Origin of the sequence: Variovorax sp. V35 (assembly GCF_041154465.1) — a bacterium.
GTDB lineage: Bacteria > Pseudomonadota > Gammaproteobacteria > Burkholderiales > Burkholderiaceae_C > Variovorax > Variovorax boronicumulans.
Window position 1 is genome coordinate 3230437 of record NZ_AP028666.1, and the last position, 21513, is coordinate 3251949.

Sequence of the window (21513 nt, forward strand, 5' to 3'; positions counted from 1 at the left end):
ATGCTGACGGCGTAGGCGCAGTCGTGGTTAACGCGAGTCGGCGGACTTGCCAGGGATTGCGGAAGGATTCGGGCGGTCCGCGCGTGGGCAGGGCGCTGCAGCTTCGTAGGTGGCCTGAACCTTGGCGATGTAGTCGGCGGAGAAGCCCTCGGACTTCAGACCGTCGGGAATGTGCTGCCAGTAGAAGTTCGGCGGGCGCATCGCCATGCCGGGCGAGGTCATGCGATAGGTCCAGCAGTTGTAGGTCTTGCCATCTTCCCCGAGGACGGTGATGGCGAAGCGCTCGAAATCGTCGTAGTCGTCGGTCAGGCCGTCGTCTTCGAACACGAGGCCTTCGCATTGTTCGCTCCACGCTTCGGGCAGGCCGTTCAGGTGGCACCAGCCGCGGTCGGTGCGGCCGGCAGCGGCATGGAATTCCAGGCGGTAGTTAGGCAGCACGGCCTTGGCAATCTTCTTGCATCCGGGCATGTAGCGTTTGATTTCCGGATCGTTGATCCAGGTGCAGTAGGCGAAGTAGTACATCAAATCTCTCTGGCAAATGAGGAACAAAGGCCCTGGCAAGAGGGCCCCCTGGCAGAAGAAAACCGCGTCCGGCTTCTTCATATACGCAAAGATATACGAAGAAATATACGAAAACAAGGCGGGGTTTACGCGCGCAACGCGGCTCGCCGGCGGAACGCCGCTGGAGTGGTCTTGCGCGATGGCGGCTCAGGTGGGCGGGTCGCTCCGCGCGCTGCGCTCGAAGCCGGCATCGATGCTGCAGACCGTGGCCTGCGAGGACGCGGCCGGGGGCCGGATGCATCGCCAACGCACGGCCGCACCGTGCTTTGTGTGGTGTCGATGCGCATCTTCGAAACAATGCTCGGCGAGGGATGCGTAGATTTGGTGTAGCCGGCCATGGAGTGTTGCCACAGAGGCATCCCCCTGCATTTCTTGCCGGCGCTTCCCTTATCGCCAGAGACTTTGCTGCCGGGGTCTTCCGTGCACGCAGCATCAACCCAGACTTCTCATGAACTCAGAATTTTCCAAAGCACAAGCCGGCTCGTACGCCTTCATCGGCGGCGGTCAGATGGCGACGGCCCTGATCAGCGGCCTGATCAGGGCGGGGCTGCCGCCCCGGGCCATCGTGGTGTTCGACCCCGACGCGGCGCAGCAAGAGCGCCTGCACGCCTCGCTGGGCGTCGATGTGGGAGGCCGCGTCGACGATCGTCTGGCGGGTGCCGAGGTGGTGGTCTGGGCCGTCAAGCCGCAGGTGCTGTGCCAGGCGGTGCAGCAGGCCAGCGCGCACCTGCGGGCACCCCTGCACATCAGCATCGCGGCGGGGATCCGCTGCGTCGAGCTGTCGGGTTGGCTGGCAAGCGCGCGCGTGATTCGCGCCATGCCGAACACGTCGGCCCTGATCGGTGCCAGCGTGACGGGCCTGACCGCCGCGCCGGAGGCGGCGCCGGCCGACCGACGCGTCGCGCAGGACGTGCTGGCCACGACGGGCCATTGCTTCTGGGTCGAAAACGACGAACGACTGAATGCTGTCACGGCCGTCAGCGGCAGCGGCCCCGCCTACGTGTTTCATTTTCTGGAGGCGTTCCAGGCCGCGGCCCAGGCGGTGGGCTTCGACGAGGTGACGGCGCGCGAGCTGGTCCTCAAGACCGTCGCTGGCGCCGTGCAGCAGGCGCAGTCAGGCGATGCATTCGGGACGCTGCGCGAGCGCGTGACGTCCAAGCATGGAACCACGGAGGCTGCGCTGGCGCAACTGGACGCGGCCCGGACTGCCCAGGCCCTGAAGGATGCCGTCGCCGCGGCCTGCACGCGGGCCGAGGTCATCTCCAGAGAGTTCGCGCAGCAGGCCTGAGCACGAACGCGTTGCACGGCCGCCTGGCGGGCACGCCGCACCGACAATGGCATGCCATGAAGCGTGCGCGACTCCCCTCCATCACGGCCCTGACAGCCTTCGAATCGGCTGCGCGACATCTGAACTTCCGGCGCGCGGCCGATGAGCTGCACTTGACGCAAGGCGCAGTGAGCCAGCAGGTGCGACAGCTGGAGGAGAACCTGGGCGTGGCCCTGTTCGCGCGTGTGCGCCAGCGGGTGCTGCTGACGGGGCCGGGCGCACGCTACCTGGAAGAGGTCCGGCGCATCCTGAAGGACCTGGGCGAGGTCACCAACCAGGCCATGGCCACGGGTGACAAGGAGATACTGAACCTCGCTTCGGTGCCGACCTTTGCCGTCAAGTGGCTGATCCCGCGGCTGCCCACGTTCCTGGCGATGCACCCCGAGGTCAACGTCAACCTGGTGTCGCGCAGCGCGCCGTTCGATTTCGCGAAAGAGCCTTTCGACGCTGCCATTCACTATGGTGAGCCCGCCTGGCCCGGTGCGGTCGCAACGCTGCTGATGGGCGAGGACATGATCCCGGTCAGCAGCCGGACCTACCGGCAGGCGCTGAAGCTGCGCACGCCGGCCGATCTTGGACGGGCCATGTTGCTGCAGCAATTCACGCGACCTTCCGCCTGGCAAGACTGGTTCCGCCATGTCGAGGTGGAGCCGCCGAACGCATTTCGCGGGCCGCGCTTCGACAGCTTCAACATGATCCTGGAAGCGGTGCTGGCCGACATGGGGGCAGCACTTCTGCCGCGCTTTCTGGTCGCGAGCGACATCGCACAGGGCCGGATCGTGCAGCTGTCCCGCTTTGGACTGCCGAGCTCGCGCGGCTATCACTTCGTGTGTCCCGAGGCGCGCCGCGACGCCCCGGCGGTGGCCGCCTTCCGCGAATGGCTGTTGGCGGCCGTCGTAAGTTGATGAGATAACCTCATCGGTTCATCAGTAATCGTCGCTTTCGCAATAGAGGTGAGCTTCGGAAAATAGCAAAGATTCGCAGCAAATCTGCACTTTGACCCTGAAGCCACCATGTCTGCCACACCTCCCGATCGCCGCTGGAAGCGACCCCTTGCGCCATTCCTGATCCAGCCGCACGCCGCGCCGATCGATGCCGCCTGCCTGGCGCAGCTGCGTGCGGCCGACGTCACCCGCCTGAGCGATCTGGTGGGGCGCATGTACACCTGCGCGCCCGAGGTGCGGCCCCTGGTGCTGCCGGCCCTCCCGATGGCAGGTCCTGCGTTCACCGTCAAGTGCCCCCCGGGCGACAACCTCGGCGTCATGGCCGCGATCCGCCGCATCCAGCCTGGCGACGTCCTCGTGGTGGACGGCCAAGCCTTCACGCGCTGGTGCATGGGAGGCTTCGAACTGCTCAAGGTGGCGCGCGACGAATACGGCATGGCCGGCCTGCTGGTTAATGGCGCCTGGCGAGACATGGCAGAGGCCCAGGAGGCCGGCATCCCGATCTACGGGCTGGGTATCTCCCCCCATTCGGGACCGAAGCTCGGGCCCGCCGAACTCAACGTGCCGGTGGCCTGCGGTGGCGTGATCGTCAGCCCGGGGGATGTGATCTGCGCGAGCGTCGAAGGCGTCGCGATCGTCCCGCGCCGCAGCATCGACGCGGTGTGTGCGGCGCTGAGCGTGCAAGTCGGTGGTCATGGCATCCATGGCTTTCTCGACGAGATGGAGGCGCACGTCGCCGCCTGGCAACCGCAGGGCGACGCCGCATGAGCGCCGCGTCCTGCGCAGGTGAAGCGGAGCAGCCTCAGGGCCTGACGCGCGCTTTCGCGGCCTTTGTCCAGTCCGCTGCCTTCGATCACATGCCCGTCTCTGTGCACGCCGAAGCGCAACGCGCGATCGCCGACTGCCTGGGGGGCGCGCTCGCCGGTGCCGGTGAGCCTGTCTCCATCCAGGCGGCCCGGCTGGCCGAGACCGGCACCGGGCCGTGCACCCTCTGGGCCCAGCCGCGGCGCGCCTCGGCGCGCGATGCCGCGCTCATCAACGGCTGCGCCGCGCACGCACACGCCATCGACGACACCAACGAATCCATGCGTGGCCATCCCTCGGCGCCGATCGTTCCGGCCGTGCTGGCGTTGGGCGAAGAGATCGGTGTCGCGGGGCCAGCGCTCATCGAGGCCTACGTGGTGGGCGTTGAAATCGCAGCCAAGCTCGGGCTCGCCGTCAATGACCGCCATTCGCAGCTGGGGTGGCACACCACCTGCACGCTGGGCGCCGTGGGGGCCGCCGCATCCTGCGCGAAGCTGCTGGGGCTCGACGAGATGCGCACCGTGCACGCACTGGGTATCGCGGCATCGATGGCGGCAGGCTTGCGCGTGAACTTCGGCTCCATGACCAAGCCGCTGCATGCGGGGCTGGCAGCCCACAACGGCGTGCTGGCCGCGCGGCTGGCCGAGGCGGGCGTCACCGCCAGTGCCCAGGCGCTGGAGGGGCACGAAGGATTCCTAGCCCTGTTCTGCGGTGACGACGCGCGACCGCAGCGCGCCCTGGCAGCCTTGGGCCAGCCGTTCGAGCTGGTGGCCCCGGGCATCGTCTACAAGCAGTACCCCACCTGTTCCTTGATGCATGCGCTGGTCGACATGGCGATCGAGACGCGGGCCCACCGCCTGCCCGAGTTGGTCGGTGCCAGCCGGATCCGCTGTGGCATCAGCACGCGGCTGGGCGCTGCGCGCAGGACGGTCTGGCCGACATCGGGGATGGAGGCCAAGTTCCATGTCGAATACTGCGTCGCCGTGGCGCTGCTTGGTGGGGCGCAGGGGCTGACGGATTTCGTGGATGCGGCGCTGGAGCGCCCCGACGTGCGTGCCTTGGCGCAGCGCATCGAAGTCGCACCGGGCATCGACTTCCCCGCGGGCAACGGCGACTTCGCCGAGCTTCATATCGAAGTGGATGGCCAGACGGTGTTCCATGACCGTCGCGCCAAGCCGCGAGGCCATCCATCGCAACCTCTGAGCGATGCCGAGCACCGAGACAAATTCATGGCCTGCGCGAGCTTGGCGATGGACGGCGCAGCGGCTGCCGAGCTGCTCAGTGCACTGCGCGGCACACCGTTTCCCGATGCGCGAACACTGGGCCGTCTGCTGGCTGCCACGCACTGACCGCCGCATTCGTTCATTCATCACATCGATTCTTCTGGAGTACCCGCCATGCCCACCATTTCACGCCGCCAACTGCTTGCCTGCGCCGCGTTGCCGTTGCTGGCCTCGAGCAAGCTCGCCCACAGCCAAGGTTCTAAGGACATGACGATCGTGGTGGGCTACCCCGCGGGGGGCTCGCTCGATGCCATGGCACGCGCGCTGGCCCAGAAGCTGTCCGCGCTGCGCGGCCATGGCGTCATCGTCGACAACCGGCCCGGATTTTCCGGGAACATCGGCGCCCAGTACGTGGCGCGCTCGCCGGCCGATGGCCGCACGGTGCTGATGTCCGCGCTGACCACCTACGCCATCAATGCCAACCTCATGGGCAGCAGCGCCGGCTATGACCTGATGAAGGATTTCGAGCACGTGGCCATCGTGGGCAACCTGCCGAACGTGATGGTTGTGCCGTCCTCGCTGCCCGTGAAGACGCTGCAGGAGTTCATCCAAGCCGCAAAGAAGAACCCTGGCGGCTATTCGTATGCGACCACGGGCAATGGCTCGCTCGAGCACGTCGCGGGCGAGATGCTCAAGCGCGCTGCGGGCATCGATCTGCTCGCAGTGCCTTACAAGGGGTCGACACCGGCCCTTACCGACCTGATCGGCGGCCAGATTCATGCCATGTTCGTCAACACCTCGACGGCCATCAACAACCTAAAGGGGGGCCGCATCAAGGTGCTGGCCATCGCAGGGCCGGCGCGAAGCCCTGCATTGCCCGATGTACCGACCTTGCGCGAGAGCGGCGTCAAGTTGACCAACGATGTCGTTTCCATCTTCGGCATCTCTGCGCCGCGCGGCACCTCCAAGGCTGTGGTGGATCAGCTCAATGCAGACCTCAACACTGCCTTGAAGGACTCGCAGGTGCATCAGCGGTTCGAGGCCTTGGGCATCGAGGTGGTCACGCAAAGCCCCGCTGAGGCACGCAAGAAGATCGGCAGCGAGGTGGCGACCTGGGCGAAGGTGCTTGGCGAGACCGGTATCACGCTCCAGTGAGATGGGTCGGCGCGGGCAGGGATGAGGTGCGTTCGAGCGTCGCGCACGCGGTAAACTGGGCAGGCTCGCCGTTGCAACAACGGCGCATGGCCCCGAGGGGCGCTTCCTCCACTTCAGCTCTTCCGCGCAGATGCCCAGTCCGTCGGATCCTTCTCCCGAGATCCCCTCGGAAACCCAGCAAACCAGGCGTCACGGCCATTCGTCGCTGTTCATCGGCTCGACGGAAAAGGCCTTCCATGTCCTGGATGCATTCAATGGAACGCGTGGTCACCTGACCATCGCAGACATTGCGCGCGCGTCCAACCTCGACCGCAGTGCGACGCAGCGCGTGGTCTACACGTTGGAGAAGATCGGCTACCTGCGCCGCATTCCCGACACGCGTCAATATGGACTCACGTCCAAGGTGCTGCAGCTGTCCTACAACTACCTGCGTGCCAATGCCTTGGTGGACAAGGCGTCGCCGTACCTGCTGGACATCAGTCGCACGCTCGGAGAGACCACCAACCTGCAGGAACTGGACGACACCGAGATCGTGTTCGTGGCCCGGTTTCCCGGCAAGCACCTGGTCAACGTCGACATCGCGGTGGGGAGCCGGCTTCCTGCCTTCTGCACCGCCTCGGGCACCTCCATCCTGGCGCGCATGGAGCCGTCGCAGCGCGTCGAGGTCTTGCAGCGCTCACGGCTGACGGCGATCACGCCTTATACCGAGACGCGCATGGATGAGCTCCTTGCGCGCATCGAACGTGCGGCCGAGCGCGGCTATGCCGTGATCACCAACGAGACGGTGATGGGGGACATCTCCATTGCCGCTGCGATCACCGATCATCGGGGAGTTGCCGTAGCCGCGGTCAACATCGCCGTGCCGACGACACGCTGGACGACCGAGCAGGTGGAGGCGCAGCTTGCACAGCACGTGCAGGTGGCCGCCACCTCCATCTCCAAGGCCAAGTTCGCGGGCTACGGCGAGTAGCGAGCGGCGACGCTCTGCAGGTATGCCGGCGATTCCGGCATGCAGGCCTCAGATCGTTCTCAGGCGTTCTTCCCATCCGGGCTGAAAGATCGAAGGCGTCAGTTCCGCCGCACGGGGACACCCGAGCAGGCGAAGGGTCGTTTCGCATTCGTTGCGCAGGATCTGCAGCACTTCGGACACGCCGCGGGGACCTCGCGCGGCCAGACCGTACAGCGGCGCGCGTCCGAGCAAGACGGCCTGCGCGCCCAGGGCACGCGCCTTGACGATGTCGCTGCCGCGACGGATGCCGCCGTCCATCATGACCGTCAATGCCGACCCCACCGCCTGGGTCACAGCCGGCAGCAGCTCGAGGGGACTGGGGGCGCTTTCCAGCTGACGACCGCCGTGGTTGGACAGCACGATGCCATCCACACCCGCCGCGCGTGCGCGCAGCGCATCGTCCACCGACAGGATGCCCTTCACCAGCACACGGCCCGACCAGTGCGCGCGCAACCAGTCGATGTCCTGCCAGCGCAGCGACATGTCCATCTGGCGGCTCATCGCGCCGGCCTGCGCGGCCAGGTTGACCGCCATGCCCGTGCTTCGTGCCAGGTTCACCAGTTGCGGTGAGCCGCCCTGGCGCAGCATGCGCATGCACCAGCGCGGATGGGTCATGACATCGGCCATCAGCCGCGGCGTGATGCGCAGGGGCATCTTGAAGCCATTGCGGATGTCGTGATCGCGCACACCGTGCACGGGCGTGTCGACGGTGAGCATCAGCGTGGTGTAGCCGGCGTCACGTGCGCGCTGCATCATGCGTTGGGCGATGCTGCGGTCACGTTGCACATACAGCTGCAGCCAGAGCTCGCCGTCGCTGGCGCGGCGCACGTCTTCCAGCAGCGAGGTGGAGGCCGTGGAGAGCACGAACGGCAAGCCGGCGCGATGTGCCGCGACGGCCAGTGCCTCCTCGGCGCGCGGGTAGTACAGGCCGTTCAGACCCGTGGGGCCCACCACCGCGGGCATGGCCAGATGCTGATCGAGCACGTCGACGCCCGCATCCACCGCGCTGACTTCGGTGAGCACGCGCGGCTTGAACAGCAGCGCGTCGTAAGCGCGCCGATTGCGCGTCAGCGTGCGTCCATCTTCCGCGCCACCCTCCAGGTAGTCGCCGGCGATGCGCGTGAGACGCTTGCGTGCCAGGACGCGGTAGTCCTGTACTGCAGCGAGTGCCGCCATGGCCGCTGCCGATCAGCGCGCGATCGCCAGTTGCCGCGACAACTCCGCGCGCATGGCCTGTTGCAGTTCGGGGGCGGGCGGCACCAGGGGCGCCAGCATCTCGGGGGCATTCACGCCGATCAGGTCCATGACGGACTTCATCGGCCCCGGGTTGGTCTCGGCGAATGCCAGGTTCATCAGCGGCATCAGGTCGCGGTGCAGGGACAGCGCCTCGTCGGTACGGCCCTCGCGCGCGGCGTCATAGATGTTGCGCCAGGCGCGCGGCAGCAGGCTGGCCGTCACGACGATCCCGCCGCGGGCGCCGGCCGCCACGTGCAGGGGGAACAGCGTGTCTTCGCCGCTGAGCACGGCAAAGGAGTCGTCGACGCCCGCGATGGTGCGCAGGAAGTGGTACATGTCGGTGTTGCACGCCTTCATGCCGATGATGCGTTCGTGGTGCGACAGTTCATGCAGGATTTCCGGTGCAATCGCAATGCGGGTGCGGTAGGGAATCTCGTAGATCATGATCGGCACTGGCGAGCTGTCGGCGTAGCGCAGGAAGTAGTCACGGATGCCGGCCTGCGTGGGGTTTGTGTAGTAGGGCGTCAGCACCAGCAGCGCATCCGCGCCGACATCGGCAAAGGCCTTGCCGGCATCCATCGCGTCGTGGAACCCGGGGTCGAGCACGCCGGGGATCACCGGCACCTTGCCCGCCACGGCCTCGACCGTCAGGCGTGCCATCTTGACGCGCTCGGCACGCGCCAATGCGCCGTACTCCCCAGTGCCGCCCAGCGGCAGCACGCCGTCGATGCCCTGCTCGAGCAGATGGGCCAGCAGCGCCTTGGTGGCGTACTCGTTGATCGTGTCGTCCGCGTTGACGGGGGTGGGGATGGCGGGAATGATGCCCCGCAGCTTGGATGCGTCGATGAAGCTCATGAGAAATGTCTTTGAAGTGGAATGGATGGAGGAGGGGCCGGTTCAGCGCGCCAGGCTGGCGCGGCGCAGCCGGTCAGCGACCCAGATCAGCGCCGCGATGAAGACAAACAGGCAGGTCGAGACCGCCGCGATGACGGGTGACAGCTGCAGCGTGACTTCGTCCCAGAATTGCTTGGGCAATGTCGAGTTCAAGCCTCCAGAGGCGAACAGCGAAATCGTCAGTTCGTCGAAGGACGTGGCGAACGCGAACAGGAAGGACGACAGCAGGCCGGCCGCTAGGATCGGGAAGGTCACATGCCGCAGCGTGGCCAGCGGGCCTGCGCCCAGGCTTTGCGCTGCCAGGTCGAGCCGCGTGTCGTAGTTGCGCAGCACGGCCATCATGGTCATCACGACATAGGGAACCGCCACCACCGTGTGGCCCAGCACGAGGCCGATCCAGGTGCCGACCAGGCCGACGCGCGCAAAGAAATAGAACATGCCAACGGCGATGATCATGCGCGGCACGATGATCGGCGACAGCACGAACGCCAGCATGGCCGACTTGCCGCGCATCTGCCCGCGCACCAGCAACAGGGCGGCCGGCGTGCCGATCAGCATCGACAGGAAGCCCGCGCCCAGCGCCACGGTGAGCGAGCGCACCACGGACTGCATCCACAGCGGCGAATCGAACATCTGCTGATACCACTGCAGCGAGAAGCCCTTAGGTGGCCATGCCAGGCCGGAGCCCCCGCTGAAGGACAGCGGAATCATCAGGAATGCCGGCACGCTGAGGAACACCAGAAGGGCCCAGACCAGCAGGTTCCAGCCGCGCGAAGGACCTTCTGCATGGGCTTGGCGGCGCGGCAGCCAGCTGATGAGAAGGTCGCAAGCGCGGCCCAGCGCGATAAGCAGCTCGCTGCCCTGGCGCTTGATCCAGCGGGTGCTGACCGAGTCGGCCGCGGGGCGCGTGCGGCTGGGCGCGCTGCCCGTCATGCTGGACAGGCCGAGCAGCTTGTCGTAGAGCGCGAACACCGCCAGCACCACCACCAGCAGCAGCACCGAGATGGCACCGGCAAAGCCCCAGTTCATCGTCTGCTGCACCTGGTCGATGATGATCTGCGTGATCATGGTCTCCTGGCGTCCCCCGAGCAGCGCGGGCACGATGAAGAACCCGATCGCGGTCACGAACACCATGATCGCCGCGGCCGCCACGCCGGGGAGCGACTGCGGAAAGTACACGGTCCAGAACGCCGTGCCCGGGGGCGCGCCCAGCGTGGCCGCGGCGCGCGGGAGGTTGCGGTCGATGTTCTCCATGACCGACAGCATGGTGAGCACCGCCAGCGGCATCAGGGCATGGACCATGCCGACCAGCACGCTGCCCACGCTGTAGAGCAGGTTGGCCGGCGCATCGATCACGCCCAGGGAGACCAGCAACTGGTTGATGACACCGTTGCGGCCCAGCAGAACCACCCAGGCGAAGGCACGCACCAGGAAGCTGGTCCAGAACGACAGCAGCACCCAGAACAGCAGCGTCGCCTTGCGTTTCGGTGACGATGCCGAGATGAGGTAGGCCACCGGATAGGCGGCCACCACGGACAGCAGCGTTGTCCACAGCGAGATCTTGAGCGTGATCAGCAGCACGTTGATGTACACCGACGAGGCGAACAGCTGCCGGTACGACGCGAGGCTGAAGCCTTCGTCGTTCTGGATGCTCAGCAGCAGCAGTTGCCCGACCGGATAGACCAGCAAGGCCAGCAACAGCAGCACCAACGGCGTGGCCATGAGGGCCTGCCGCCACGACGCGCCCAAGCGGAATCCGGGCGCCTTCACACGGTTGTTCATGGCATCACTCCGCGATCACGACGGCGTCGTTCGCATGCCAGTGCAGCGACAGCGTCTGGCCCGTCTCGTAGCGCTCGGCGGACTGGCAGGTCGGGAAGGCCGCCACGATCGGTTCGGCCTGCTGCGTCGCCTGCAGATAGAGCTTGGTCAGGCTGCCGGTGATCATGATGTCGATCAGCTGGCCCGATAGTTGGCCGGGCGCAGGCGCCGCCGAGGAGACGTTCAGGTTCTGGGGACGCACCATCACGCGCACCGCATGGCCGCGCGCCAGTGCGGTGCCGTTGGACACGCCGCGCGCCGTGATCTCGCTGCCGTTCAGGGCCACGTGCACGCCGTCGGCGTCGACCTCGGCGATGGTCCCAGGCAGCAGGTTCGATTCGCCGAGGAAGTCCGCCACGAACAGGGTGCGCGGGCGGAAGTACAGGTCGGCGGGCGTGCCCAGCTGTTCGATGCGTCCGCCGTTCATCAGGCAGATGCGATCCGACATCGTCATCGCTTCTTCCTGGTCGTGCGTGACGTAGACGATGGTCGTGCCCAGCTCGCGGTGGATGCGCTTGATCTCCAGTTGCATCTGGTCGCGCAGCTTCTTGTCGAGCGCACCCAGCGGCTCGTCCATCAGGATGATCGAGGGGCGGTAGACCATGCAGCGCGCCAGCGCGATGCGCTGCTGCTGACCGCCGGAGAGTTCGCGCGGATAGCGCTTGGCGACATGCGGCAGGCGGATCATCTCCAGCGCCTCGGCCACGCGCCGCCCGATCGAGGCCTGCTCCTGCCTGCGCATGCGCAGCGGGAAGGCGATGTTGTCCTCCACCGTCATGTGCGGAAACAGGGCGTAGTTCTGGAACACCATGCCGATGTCGCGCTCGTACGGCGCGCTGCGCGTGGCATCGACGCCGTCGATGAGCATCTGTCCCTCATCGGGCTGGGCCAGGCCGGCGATCAGGCTCAGCAGGGTGGTCTTGCCGGAGCCCGACGGGCCCAGCAGGGTCAGGAACTCGCCCTGGGCGACGTCGATGTTCGTCGGTGCGAGCGCAACGAAGTCGCCGTAGCGCTTGGAGAGTCCGGAAATTTTCAGACTGGTCTTGGACATGGTGCAGGAGCAGGCAGGTAAAGGATGGCAGGCGCAGCGGCGCTTACTTGAGAATCCAGGCGTTGAACTTCTCCAGCACCTGCGCCTGGTTCTCCTGCCAGTAGCGGGCATCGATCTGCAGGCCGTTCTTGATGTTGTCCGGGTGCGTGGGGCAGCCCTTTGCCAGTTCCGGCTTGACGAAACTGAAGGCGGCGGGCTGAGTCATGCCGGCCGGAAAGTACTCGGTGAGCGCGGCCATGCGCTTGGGGTCGGAGGCGAACTTGATGAATTCGCGGCAGGCGTCGGCGTTGGGCGAGCCCGCCAGGATCGACCAGCTGTCGCAGCCCCACAGGTTCTGGTTCCAGACGATCGAGACCGGTGCGCCATTGGCAATGGCCGATTGCGCGCGCGAGACCCAGGTGGCCACCATGTCGACCTCGCCGTTGCCCAGCATCTGCTCGACCTGCGCGCCGGATGTCCACCACACGTCGACGGCCGACTTGACCTTGTCCAGGCTGGCAAGGGCACGGTCCAGGTTGCACGGGTAGACCTGGCCGTTGGGCACGCCATCGGCCATCAGCGCTTCCTCGATGGTGTCGAACGGGTGCTTGCGCAGGCCGCGGCGGCCCGGGAAGTCCTTCACGTTCCAGAAGTCGGCCCACGAGGAGGGCGCCTTGCGGCCCTTGAACTTGTCGGTGCGGTAGGCCAGCACGGTGGAGTAGACGTTGTTGCCCACGCCGTAGGGCGACATGTATTGCGCCGGAATGGTGGCGACCATCGGGTCGGCTTCCAAGCCGTGCTTTTCCAGATAGATCTTGCTGCCGCTGGTCAGGGTGCGGATGGCGGGCTGGCTGATCTTTGCCATGTCCCAGGTGTAGTTCTTGGTCTCCACCATGCTGCGGATCTGGGCCGTGGGCTCAGCGTTGGCCTGCACTGCCACCACCTCGATGCCGGTCTTCTCTGTGAAGGGGCGATAGAACACCGCCCCGTAGGCCTTGGTGTAGATGCCGCCGTCATCGCGCACGACGATGCGCTTGCTGGCGGCCCGTGCGGGCGTCCAGATGGCGGGGGCTGCCAGGGCCACGAGCCCGGCGGCAGCGGACTTCAGGACCACGCGGCGCGAGGAGGGGTGATTGGTTTTCATGACAACTCCAGGATGAGAGTGATGGACGGAAGGAAGAAGAGAAAGAGCAAGAGATGAGAACGGGCGTGGACGGGGTTCACTCTGGCGGCAGCAGCCGGCCGGGGTTGAACAGGTGCGCCGGGTCGATGGCGCGCTTGATCGCATGCATCAGCCGCAACTCGACGGCGGGCTTGTAGCTGCGCATCTCCGCCAGCTGGGTGCGGCCGACACCGTGCTCGGCGCTGAAGGTGCCGCCCAGGGCGTGGGCGATGTCGTTGACGGCGTGGCGCACCGCCTGTGCCGCGCCCTCCTGGTCCGGCAAGGCGTTCCATTGCGCAAACGAATAGAAGGGAATGAAGTGCGCGTTCCCGTCCCCCAGATGGGCGACCACCGCGACCGGCATGTCCGGCACGATCGCGCGCACCGCCTGCGTGGCTTGCGCGATGAAGGCCGGCACCGCCGATACCGGCACGGCGCAGTCGGTGGTCAGGCCCATGCCGGCCTTCTTGTTGGCTTCCGACACGCTGTGCCGCACTTCCCACAGGGCCGCGCGCTGTGCCTCGGTCGTGGCCAGCACGGCATCGCCGAGCAGCCCCTTCTCGCTGGCGTCTTCGAGGACATCCTGGAGCACCTGGTCGAGCGCCGCCGAATCTCCGGTGTCGGCCAGCTCGACCAGCACATGCCAGGGGTGGGGTGACGGGAGCGGATTGCGACGCCCCGGCACATGGGTGAGCACCAGGTTCAACTGGTGCGCATCGATCATCTCGAACGCCGAGAGTTGCGAGCCGCAGCGCGCCTGGAACAGGCCCAGGACCTCGACGGCGGCCTGCGGATCGGTCGGCGCGAACCATGCCATCGCATGGCTCGTCGGCAGCGGGTGCAGCTTCAGGGCGGCGGCGGTGATGATGCCCATCGTGCCTTCCGCGCCGATGAACAGGTGCTTGAGGTCGATCCCGGTGTTGTTCTTGCGCAGCGCATACAGGCCGTCCCAGACCGTGCCGTCGGGAAGCACGACTTCCAGTCCGAGCACGTTGTCTCGCGTGCCGCCCCAACGCAGTACACCCGTGCCTCCGGCGTTGGTGGCGATGGTGCCGCCGATCTGGCAGGAGCCCTCGGCGCCCAGGCTGACCGGGTAGAGGCGCTGGACTTCCACAGCCGCTTGCTGGACTGCGGCGAGCACGCAGCCAGCTTCCACGACCATGGAGTTGTTGGCCGCATCGATCGAGCGCACCTTGCGCATGCGGTTGAGCGACACGATCACCGGCAGGGCCTGCGCCTCGTCCGGTACGGCGCCGCCGCACAGGCTGGTGTTGCCGCCTTGGGGCAGCACGGCGGTGCGGTGCTGCGCGCACAGGCGCACCACGGCGGCGACCTGCGCGGTCGAAGACGGCAACACGACGCAGGAGGCGGCCCCGCGATAGCGGTCGCGCCAATCCTGCGTGAAGCCTGCCGTGTCTGCTTCATCCTGGAGCACGGCGTCCCGGCCGAGCAGTTCTATCAGCGCGTCAACGAGCTTCATTTCGGGTCCTTTGCACTGTTTGAGGGATCGAAGGACGTCCAAGGACGCCTCGGCCTGACCTGAGCAATTAACAGGCCAGTAATTGCAATGCACTCTAGTTAATCGATATACGATTATTATTTCGACTTTAGGAAAATGGAATCGGGGTTAGCACCCATGACCGCCCAAAGCGACCCAGGTCGGGCGTTCGGAGTGGGAGGAGTGCGAACAAGGGCGCCTATGCGAGGCGGGCCCCGGGGTGGACATGCGCACGCGCAGCCCCGGCTGGTACGGTGCATGTGGACCGTGCTTCACTGAATGTCGTCGAGTGCGGGTGGCCAGTGGCGCTCGTCGCGAACGGTTTGCCCGGTGATGTCGTGGCATCGGTCGATGAAGCGAGGGTGCTCGCACACAAGCTGGACCCAGCCGTCCCGACCAGACGTGGGCGCACCTGCGCGGGCTCGCAGGCGGGTTCGCACAGGGCGCAGGCACCCTGTCGCAAGTGCGTTCGAAGTGTTCGGTCGCGGCTGTTCGGGCCGATGTGCTTCACGGCACTGGGCACCATTTCGCCGTGCCGGGTGGCGTTGTGCGCCAAACCCGTGCGCGGGGGGGCGACAGTGGCGCACGCCATGGCCCGACGTCGGGCGACGACGTGGTGTCCTCACGCCCATCACGCCGGAGCGCTTGCCACCCAAGGCCGCATGCTCAGGGAGCTGGAGTGAACCCCATCGACTGGACCACTGGGGAAAGATGAACTGATACGCTGGCTGGGCCTTCATAGAAGGAGAAGGTCCATGTCCGCAAGAGGTCCGTATCGCAGGCACTCTGCGCAGTTCAAGCTGCAGTTGTGTCAAGAAATTCGCTCTGGCGCCCTGGGTCGTCGCGACGCCCAGCGTAAGTACACCCTCTCAGCCAATCTCATCCAGATGTGGCTGACGCAGTTCGATCGCGGCGAACTCAGCAACGAGGAAGCCGAGGCCGCTGTTGTGGCTGACTACGAAGCGAAGATTGCAGCCTTGGAGCGCAAGGTCGGGCAACTCACGATGGAGCTCGAGCTGGTCAAAAAAACGCCGCGCCTGCGCCTCGTGAGCGACAACGAGAACTCCTCCATCATCAGCGGCCCGAAGCCTGCTCCATCCGACGGGGGTGCGAAGTGATCGAACTGCCGCGCAGCACGTTCTACTACCGAGCCAGCGAAGCCGGCAGCGTCCTGAGCGACCTGCAGGTGGTGCAGCTCATCGAAAGCATCCAGGACGAACTCCCAGACTACGGCTATCGCCGCGTGACACAAGAGTTGCGTCGTCGCGGGCTCCTCATCAACCACAAGCGGATCTGGCGCCTCATGAAGAGGCACGGCTTGGGGATCAAGCCGCGCCGACGCTTCGTTCGCACCACCGACAGCGACCACGACTCGCCGATCTTCCCGAACCTTTATCGCAACGTGATCCCGAGCCGTCCGGATCTCGTGTGGGTGGCGGACTTCACGTACATCCGCATCGAGACCGGGTTCTGCTATCTGGCAGTCATCCTCGATGCATGTAGCCGCAAGGTCGTGGGCTATGCGATCTCGCGGCGCATCGACACACCGCTTGCGTTGGCTGCACTGCGTTCGGCCGTCCGAAGCAGACAGCCGCAGCCGGGTTGCATCCACCATACGGATCGCGGTTGTCAGTACGCCAGCGAGACGTACCGACGCGCATTGCAAGAGGCCGGGCTTCGAGGCTCCATGAGCTCACCGGGCAATCTGTATCACAATGCCCAGGCCGAGAGCTTCATGAAGACGCTCAAGGTCGAGGAGGTGTACCTGGCTGGCTACGAGACGTTCGCTGACGTGGCAACACGGCTGCCGCGGTTCATCGAAGAGGTCTACAACGCCAAGCGGCTGCACTCGGCGCTCGGTTACCGTCCACCCAACGAATTCGAATCCCAACTCGCCCAGCAGGCGGCTTAGTTCTGACGACCCCAGTGGTCCAGTCGATGGGGTTCACTCCAATCTAGGGTCAGAGATCGGCGAAATCCAACAGTCGGGGCGCAATCGACCACGCCGCGGGATTGAGCATTTCACACCGATAGAACCGCGCCAGCTCAGACCTGCACTTCCGGCAGCTGAACAACGATGCCGTCCAACGCGGCCTGCATCTTGATCTGGCAGCACAGCCGGCTGCTTTCGCGCGGCTCAGGCACGCCCTCGAGCATGAAGGTCTCCGTCTCCGAGAGCGTGGGCAGTTTGTCGGCCCAGCGCGCATCGACGTATGCATGGCAGGTGGCGCAGCTGCAAGACCCACCGCAGTCGCCCAGGATGCCTGGCACTCCGTTGTCCAGGGCAATTTGCATTAGCGTGCGTTCGAGAGGGGCGGGCACAAGGTGCGTGGTGCCATCGTGCTCGATGAATGTCACTTGGAGCATGGTTTTCTTTACATCTCATAGAGGTTGATCGGGGGCCGTGAGGGCTGGTCCTGGGGCGGCCAACAAGGTCGCTTTGTGTTGTTGACATAGACCGTCCAGTCGGACTATTATCGACCCAACAACAGCGCATCGCAATGCATTTGCGCCTTGCAGAAACACTCTTCGTGAAGGTGACAACATGAGTACCTGTGCCCCGGTGATTCCCATCACCCGCGCCAATCCCGAGCCCCGCGCGTGGGGCGATCTGGTCCGAGAGAACGAGGTGCACGGTTCGCTCTACACCGACCCGGCGATCTTCGAAGAAGAGCTGCGCAAGATCTGGTTTCGCACCTGGGTCTATGTCGGCCATGAGAGCGAAGTGCCGCAGCCCAACGACTACGTGATGAAGTCGATCGGGCCCGAGCCGATCCTCATGACGCGTGACCGCGAAGGCCGGATCCATCTTCTGCACAACCGCTGTCCGCACCGCGGCAACCGGGTGTGCATGACCGAGAAGGGGTCAGCGCGTTCGTTCACATGCCCGTACCACGGCTGGACGTTCACCAACGATGGCGCGCTGCGCGGCTATCCGTTTCCCTCGGGCTACGAGGGCGTTGATCGCTCGGAGCTCGGGCTCGGCAAGGTGGCGCGTGTCGCTTCCTACAAGGGCTTCGTCTTCGGCTCGATGGCGGAAGAGGGGCCTTCGTTGGAGGAGCACCTCGGTGCGGCCATGGCGGCCATCGACGCGCTGTGCCTGACCTCGCCCGAGGGCGAGGTGGAAGTCACGGCCGGCTTCCTGAAACACAAGGTCAAGTCGAACTGGAAATTTCTGGTCGAGAACGAGACCGACGGCTATCACCCGTCGTTCGTGCACGCCTCGATTTTCGAAGTCGCGAAGAGCGGCATCGGCGCGCTCTACAGCAGCGACTCGACGGCGGTGTCGCGCTACTTCGGTCGGGGGCATTCCGAGAACGACCTGCGGCCCGAGTTCCGCAAGCGCGATGTGCCGATGAGCTGGTTCAACACCACAGCCGAGCGCCTGCCCGAGTACACGCAGCGCATGGAAGCCGCCTATGGCGTGGAACAGGCCCGCAAGATCATGATCGACGGCACGCCGCACATCATGATCTACCCGAATCTCTTCATTGCGGAGATCCAGATCTTCGTGATCCAGCCGCTGGCGTTCAACGAGTCGGTGCAGCACGTCACGGCGCTGCAGTTCAAGGGGGCGCCCGACCTGAACCGTCGCTTGCGTCAGCAAACGATGGGCTCGGTCGGCCCGGCCGGCTTCCTGCTGGCCGACGACGCCGAGATGTACGAGCGGACCCAGCTCGGGGTTCAGGCGAAGCGCCCCGAATGGTTGTATCTGGGCCGTGGCAAGCACCGCGAGCGCACGGACGAAAACGGTTACCTGATCGGCGACGCCACGGACGAGACGCCCACGCGCGGCATCTGGCGGCACTACCGCTCGCTCATGGAGGCGGCGTGAACATGAATGTCGAAGACCTGCTGCTTCACCACGAGGTGTCGCAGTTCATCTACCGCGAAGCGCGCCACCAGGACAACCACGAGTACGACGCCTGGGAGGCCTTATGGACCGACGACGGCGTCTACTGGATTCCCGCCAACGGTGAGGCCGGCGACCCGGAGCAGGAGATGTCCATCATTTATGACAACCGCTCGCGCATCGCGCTGCGGGTGCGCCAGTTCCACACCGGAAAGCGCTACAGCCAGTCGCCGCGCTCGCCGCTACGCCGGGTGATCTCCAACGTAGAGATTCTCGAAAACGACGGAACCGATCTGGTGGTCACCGCCAACGCGATCGTGTTCGAAGCGCATGCGCGCGGCGACACGATCTGGGGTTCTCGCAACGAATACAGGCTACGTCGCGAAGACGGCGTGTTGCGCATGGCCGGCAAGAAGGTGGTGCTGACCAACAACGAGCGAGCCCTCTATTCGATGGCCTTCCTGATCTAGATCCCTGAACCCGAGCCCGCATACCCCACGCCGCGAGGCAGGAGAAAAAACATGACTGGAGACACGCGAAGCGACGGCACCTCGATCGAGGTGCTGGTTGCCGAGGGACCGGCACGCCTGGAGCTGCATGCCGACGGCGTAGCCCACGTGCGGCTGAACCGACCCGAAGCCTCGAACGGCCTCAACATGGAGTTGCTCAAGGCGCTGCACGAGGTGCTGATGCAGGTGCACGGCGACGGCCGCGTGCGCGCCGTGCTGCTCACGGGGGAAGGCAAGAACTTCTGTGCCGGTGGCGATGTCCACACCTTCCTGTCGAAGGGCGAGGCACTGCCCGACTACATCCGCATGGCGACCTCCTACCTGCAGTTGGTGGTGGCGCTGCTGATGCGGCTCAACGCGCCGGTTGTCTGTGCGGTGCAGGGCTTCGCGGCCGGCGGCGGCGGCATGGGGCTCGTGTGCTCGTCCGACGTGGTCGTGGCGGGCGAATCGAGCCGCTTCCTGGCCGGTGCGACGCGCGTGGCGATGGTGCCCGACGCCGGCGTCTCGGTGACGCTCACGCAGCTGGTGGGCTTTCGCAAGGCCATGGACATCCTGCTGTTCAACCCGGTGATCGACGCCGCCGAGGCGCTGCGCATGGGGCTGATCTCGCGCGTGGTGCCCGACGAAGCACTGGCCGACGAAGCGCTGTCGTTGGCGCGCCAACTGGCGGCAGGTGCTCCGGCCGCACTGGCGGCCACCAAGCGGCTGCTGTGGAACGGGATTGGCCTCGGCGCCGAGGCTGCCATGCCCGAAGAGAACCGCACCCAGGCCCAACTGGCCGGCATGAAGGATGCGTTGGAGGGCCTGGCGGCGGTGATCGAAAAGCGCGCGCCGCGCTTCACCGGGCAATGAGCGCCATGCGCAGCGTGTTTCTCACCGGTGGTGCCAAGGGTATCGGCGCAGCCATCGCACGTCGGCTGGCGGCTGATGGTGCGCGCGTGACGATCGCCGACCTCGACATCGCGAGCGCGCAAGCGCTGGCCGCGGAGATCGGCGCTACCGCGGTGGCACTCGACGTGGCCGACCTCGAACGCGCGCAGCGCACGGTGCTGGAAACCGGGCCGCACCAGATCCTGGTGAACAACGCCGGCATCGACCAGCACGCCTATTTCACGCAGACCCAGATTGCCGACTGGCGCCGGCTGTTGGCGGTCAATCTCGAATCGGTGTTCGCCACCACGCACGCGGCCTTGCCCGCGATGCAGGCGGCGGGCTTCGGTCGCATCATCAACATCGCGTCCGAGGCCGGCCGCATGGGCTCGCGCGGCGCTGCCGTGTATGCCGCAGCCAAAGGCGGCGTGATCGCCTTCACGCGCTCCATCGCACGGGAGAACGGCCGCAAGGGCATCACGGCCAACGTGATCGCGCCGGGGCCGATCGACACACCGCTGCTGCGCGAAGCCGTGGCCGCCGGTGGCGACAAGCTGCTGGACGCCATGAAGGGCGCCACGCTGACCGGCCGCTTGGGCACGGCCGAAGAGGTGGCCGCGGCGGTCGCCTTCCTGGCGTCCGATGCGGCGGCGTTCATCACCGGCGAGACCCTGGGGGTTTCCGGCGGCATGGGGTGCGGCCAATGAGCGAGCGCAAGATCGCCGCTTCCGACGAACAGCTCGACGGCGTCATCCGCCGCGTGTTGTCGGTCTACCGAAGCTGGGGCCGCAACACCACGGTGGCGCAGATGCGCGCCGATTGGGACGCGCTCTTCGGCGGCAAGCCCGTGGAGGCCGCGGCGCAGCCGGTGACGATCAGCGGCCTGAACGCCGAGTGGATCGTCGTACCAGAGGCGGATCCACAGCGCGTGGTGCTCTACTTTCACGGCGGCGGCTTCCAGGTCGGGTCGGTGCATTCGCACCGCGAGTTGATGGCAGGAATTTCCGAAGCCACGGGCTGCCGCGTGCTGGGCCTGGACTACCGGCTCGCGCCCGAGCACCGCCATCCGGCCGCGCTCGACGACGCTTGCGCCGCGTACGACTGGCTGATGGCACAGGGCACGCAGCCCGCCGACATCGTCTTCGCGGGCGACTCGGCGGGCGGCAGCCTCGTGCTGGCTGCCTTGATCAAGCTGCGCGACGCAGGCCGCGCACTGCCCGCGGGTGCCGTGCTGATGTCTGCCTGGACCGACATGACGGCCTCGGGCGAGAGCTATGTCTCGCGCGCCCAGAGCGACCCGATCCACCAGCGTCCGATGATCCTCGCCATGGCGCGCAACGCCCTCGGCGCCGAGGGCGATCCCCGACATCCGTGGGTGTCGCCGCTGTTCGCCGAACTGCACGGCCTGCCTCCGCTGCTGATCCAGGTCGGCGACCGCGAGACCGTGCTCAGCGACTCGGTCGACTTCGCCGCGAAGGCGAAGGCGGCCGGCGTCGACGTGCGTCTGGAGGTGTGGGACCGAATGATCCACGTCTTCCAGCAATTCCCTGACGACCTGCCCGAGGCGCGCGAAGCCCGGCGCGCCATCGGCGCCTTCGTTCGAAGCCTTTTTTAACC

General features: G+C 66.1%; 21 protein-coding genes. 13 read left to right on the forward strand and 8 right to left on the reverse strand.

The window, feature by feature from the left end:
* Positions 1–27 precede the first annotated feature (27 nt).
* Positions 28–522 (reverse strand): gamma-glutamylcyclotransferase family protein, encoded by a 495-nt coding sequence (locus tag ACAM42_RS14965; protein WP_062472286.1) that lies wholly within the window; start codon positions 520–522, stop codon positions 28–30.
* A gap of 487 nt (positions 523–1009) precedes the next feature.
* Here ACAM42_RS14965 and proC point away from each other — a divergent pair, with 487 nt between their 5' ends.
* The 6 genes from proC (at position 1010) to ACAM42_RS14995 (ending at position 6984) form a co-directional block, all read left to right on the forward strand.
* A complete protein-coding gene (gene proC, locus ACAM42_RS14970; RefSeq protein ID WP_369632485.1) occupies positions 1010–1849 on the forward strand; it encodes a pyrroline-5-carboxylate reductase in 840 nt (279 codons plus the stop codon).
* Positions 1850–1905: 56 nt separating this feature from the next.
* The gene (gcvA, locus tag ACAM42_RS14975; RefSeq protein WP_369632486.1) at positions 1906–2793 is read left to right on the forward strand and encodes a transcriptional regulator GcvA; all 888 of its coding nucleotides are present in this window, start codon (positions 1906–1908) and stop codon (positions 2791–2793) included.
* 108 nt (positions 2794–2901) lie between these two features.
* Entirely contained in the window at positions 2902–3600 is a 699-nt protein-coding gene (locus ACAM42_RS14980) for an RraA family protein (protein ID WP_369632487.1), read from the forward strand.
* Positions 3597–4985: an MmgE/PrpD family protein gene (locus ACAM42_RS14985; RefSeq protein WP_369632488.1), complete on the forward strand. Its 1389-nt coding sequence runs from the start codon at positions 3597–3599 to the stop codon at positions 4983–4985. Before ACAM42_RS14980 ends, ACAM42_RS14985 begins: the two co-directional genes overlap by 4 nt.
* 48 nt (positions 4986–5033) lie before the next feature.
* Positions 5034–6014 (forward strand): tripartite tricarboxylate transporter substrate binding protein, encoded by a 981-nt coding sequence (locus ACAM42_RS14990; protein ID WP_062472273.1) that lies wholly within the window; start codon positions 5034–5036, stop codon positions 6012–6014.
* 130 nt (positions 6015–6144) lie between these two features.
* Complete coding sequence (locus ACAM42_RS14995; protein ID WP_062472270.1) at positions 6145–6984, forward strand: IclR family transcriptional regulator; 840 nt, start codon at positions 6145–6147, stop codon at positions 6982–6984.
* 48 nt (positions 6985–7032) lie between these two features.
* Here the strand turns inward: ACAM42_RS14995 and ACAM42_RS15000 are convergent, their stop codons facing one another.
* The 6 genes from ACAM42_RS15000 to ACAM42_RS15025 all read right to left on the reverse strand — a co-directional run bounded on the left by ACAM42_RS15000 (position 7033) and on the right by ACAM42_RS15025 (position 14646).
* A complete protein-coding gene (locus tag ACAM42_RS15000) occupies positions 7033–8199 on the reverse strand; it encodes an alpha-hydroxy acid oxidase (protein WP_369632489.1) in 1167 nt (388 codons plus the stop codon).
* A 12-nt stretch (positions 8200–8211) separates the two neighbouring features.
* Positions 8212–9114 carry a 4-hydroxy-tetrahydrodipicolinate synthase gene (gene dapA / locus ACAM42_RS15005; protein ID WP_369632490.1) on the reverse strand — a complete coding sequence of 301 codons (903 nt, stop codon included), beginning with the start codon at positions 9112–9114 and terminating at the stop codon, positions 8212–8214.
* A gap of 42 nt (positions 9115–9156) precedes the next feature.
* Positions 9157–10935: an ABC transporter permease subunit gene (locus tag ACAM42_RS15010; RefSeq protein WP_070064075.1), complete on the reverse strand. Its 1779-nt coding sequence runs from the start codon at positions 10933–10935 to the stop codon at positions 9157–9159.
* Positions 10936–10939: 4 nt separating this feature from the next.
* Positions 10940–12025 carry an ABC transporter ATP-binding protein gene (locus tag ACAM42_RS15015; RefSeq protein WP_062472258.1) on the reverse strand — a complete coding sequence of 362 codons (1086 nt, stop codon included), beginning with the start codon at positions 12023–12025 and terminating at the stop codon, positions 10940–10942.
* Between the two features lie 43 nt (positions 12026–12068).
* Positions 12069–13148: an ABC transporter substrate-binding protein gene (locus tag ACAM42_RS15020; RefSeq protein ID WP_062472255.1), complete on the reverse strand. Its 1080-nt coding sequence runs from the start codon at positions 13146–13148 to the stop codon at positions 12069–12071.
* 76 nt (positions 13149–13224) lie between these two features.
* Positions 13225–14646: an FAD-binding oxidoreductase gene (locus ACAM42_RS15025; protein WP_369632491.1), complete on the reverse strand. Its 1422-nt coding sequence runs from the start codon at positions 14644–14646 to the stop codon at positions 13225–13227.
* Between the two features lie 773 nt (positions 14647–15419).
* Here ACAM42_RS15025 and ACAM42_RS15030 point away from each other — a divergent pair.
* Positions 15420–15782, forward strand: a complete 363-nt coding sequence (locus ACAM42_RS15030) for a transposase (RefSeq protein ID WP_369632492.1) — start codon at positions 15420–15422, stop codon at positions 15780–15782.
* Entirely contained in the window at positions 15761–16576 is an 816-nt protein-coding gene (locus ACAM42_RS15035; RefSeq protein ID WP_369632767.1) for an IS3 family transposase, read from the forward strand. The genes ACAM42_RS15030 and ACAM42_RS15035 overlap by 22 nt, the downstream gene beginning before the upstream one ends.
* A gap of 134 nt (positions 16577–16710) precedes the next feature.
* Here the strand turns inward: ACAM42_RS15035 and ACAM42_RS15040 are convergent, their stop codons facing one another.
* Positions 16711–17031 (reverse strand): 2Fe-2S iron-sulfur cluster-binding protein, encoded by a 321-nt coding sequence (locus ACAM42_RS15040; RefSeq protein WP_369632493.1) that lies wholly within the window; start codon positions 17029–17031, stop codon positions 16711–16713.
* Between the two features lie 178 nt (positions 17032–17209).
* On the opposite strand from ACAM42_RS15040, the gene ACAM42_RS15045 reads away from it, so the two are divergent.
* From ACAM42_RS15045 to ACAM42_RS15065, 5 genes are read left to right on the forward strand one after another with little or no spacing between them, the layout of a single operon-like run.
* Entirely contained in the window at positions 17210–18499 is a 1290-nt protein-coding gene (locus ACAM42_RS15045) for a Rieske 2Fe-2S domain-containing protein (protein ID WP_369632494.1), read from the forward strand.
* Between the two features lie 2 nt (positions 18500–18501).
* Entirely contained in the window at positions 18502–18987 is a 486-nt protein-coding gene (locus ACAM42_RS15050; protein WP_139701834.1) for an aromatic-ring-hydroxylating dioxygenase subunit beta, read from the forward strand.
* Positions 18988–19038: 51 nt separating this feature from the next.
* Positions 19039–19878 carry an enoyl-CoA hydratase/isomerase family protein gene (locus tag ACAM42_RS15055; RefSeq protein ID WP_369632495.1) on the forward strand — a complete coding sequence of 280 codons (840 nt, stop codon included), beginning with the start codon at positions 19039–19041 and terminating at the stop codon, positions 19876–19878.
* Positions 19879–19883: 5 nt separating this feature from the next.
* Positions 19884–20603, forward strand: a complete 720-nt coding sequence (locus tag ACAM42_RS15060; RefSeq protein WP_369632496.1) for an SDR family NAD(P)-dependent oxidoreductase — start codon at positions 19884–19886, stop codon at positions 20601–20603.
* Positions 20600–21511: an alpha/beta hydrolase gene (locus tag ACAM42_RS15065; RefSeq protein ID WP_369632497.1), complete on the forward strand. Its 912-nt coding sequence runs from the start codon at positions 20600–20602 to the stop codon at positions 21509–21511. The genes ACAM42_RS15060 and ACAM42_RS15065 overlap by 4 nt, the downstream gene beginning before the upstream one ends.
* Positions 21512–21513: the final 2 nt, after the last annotated feature.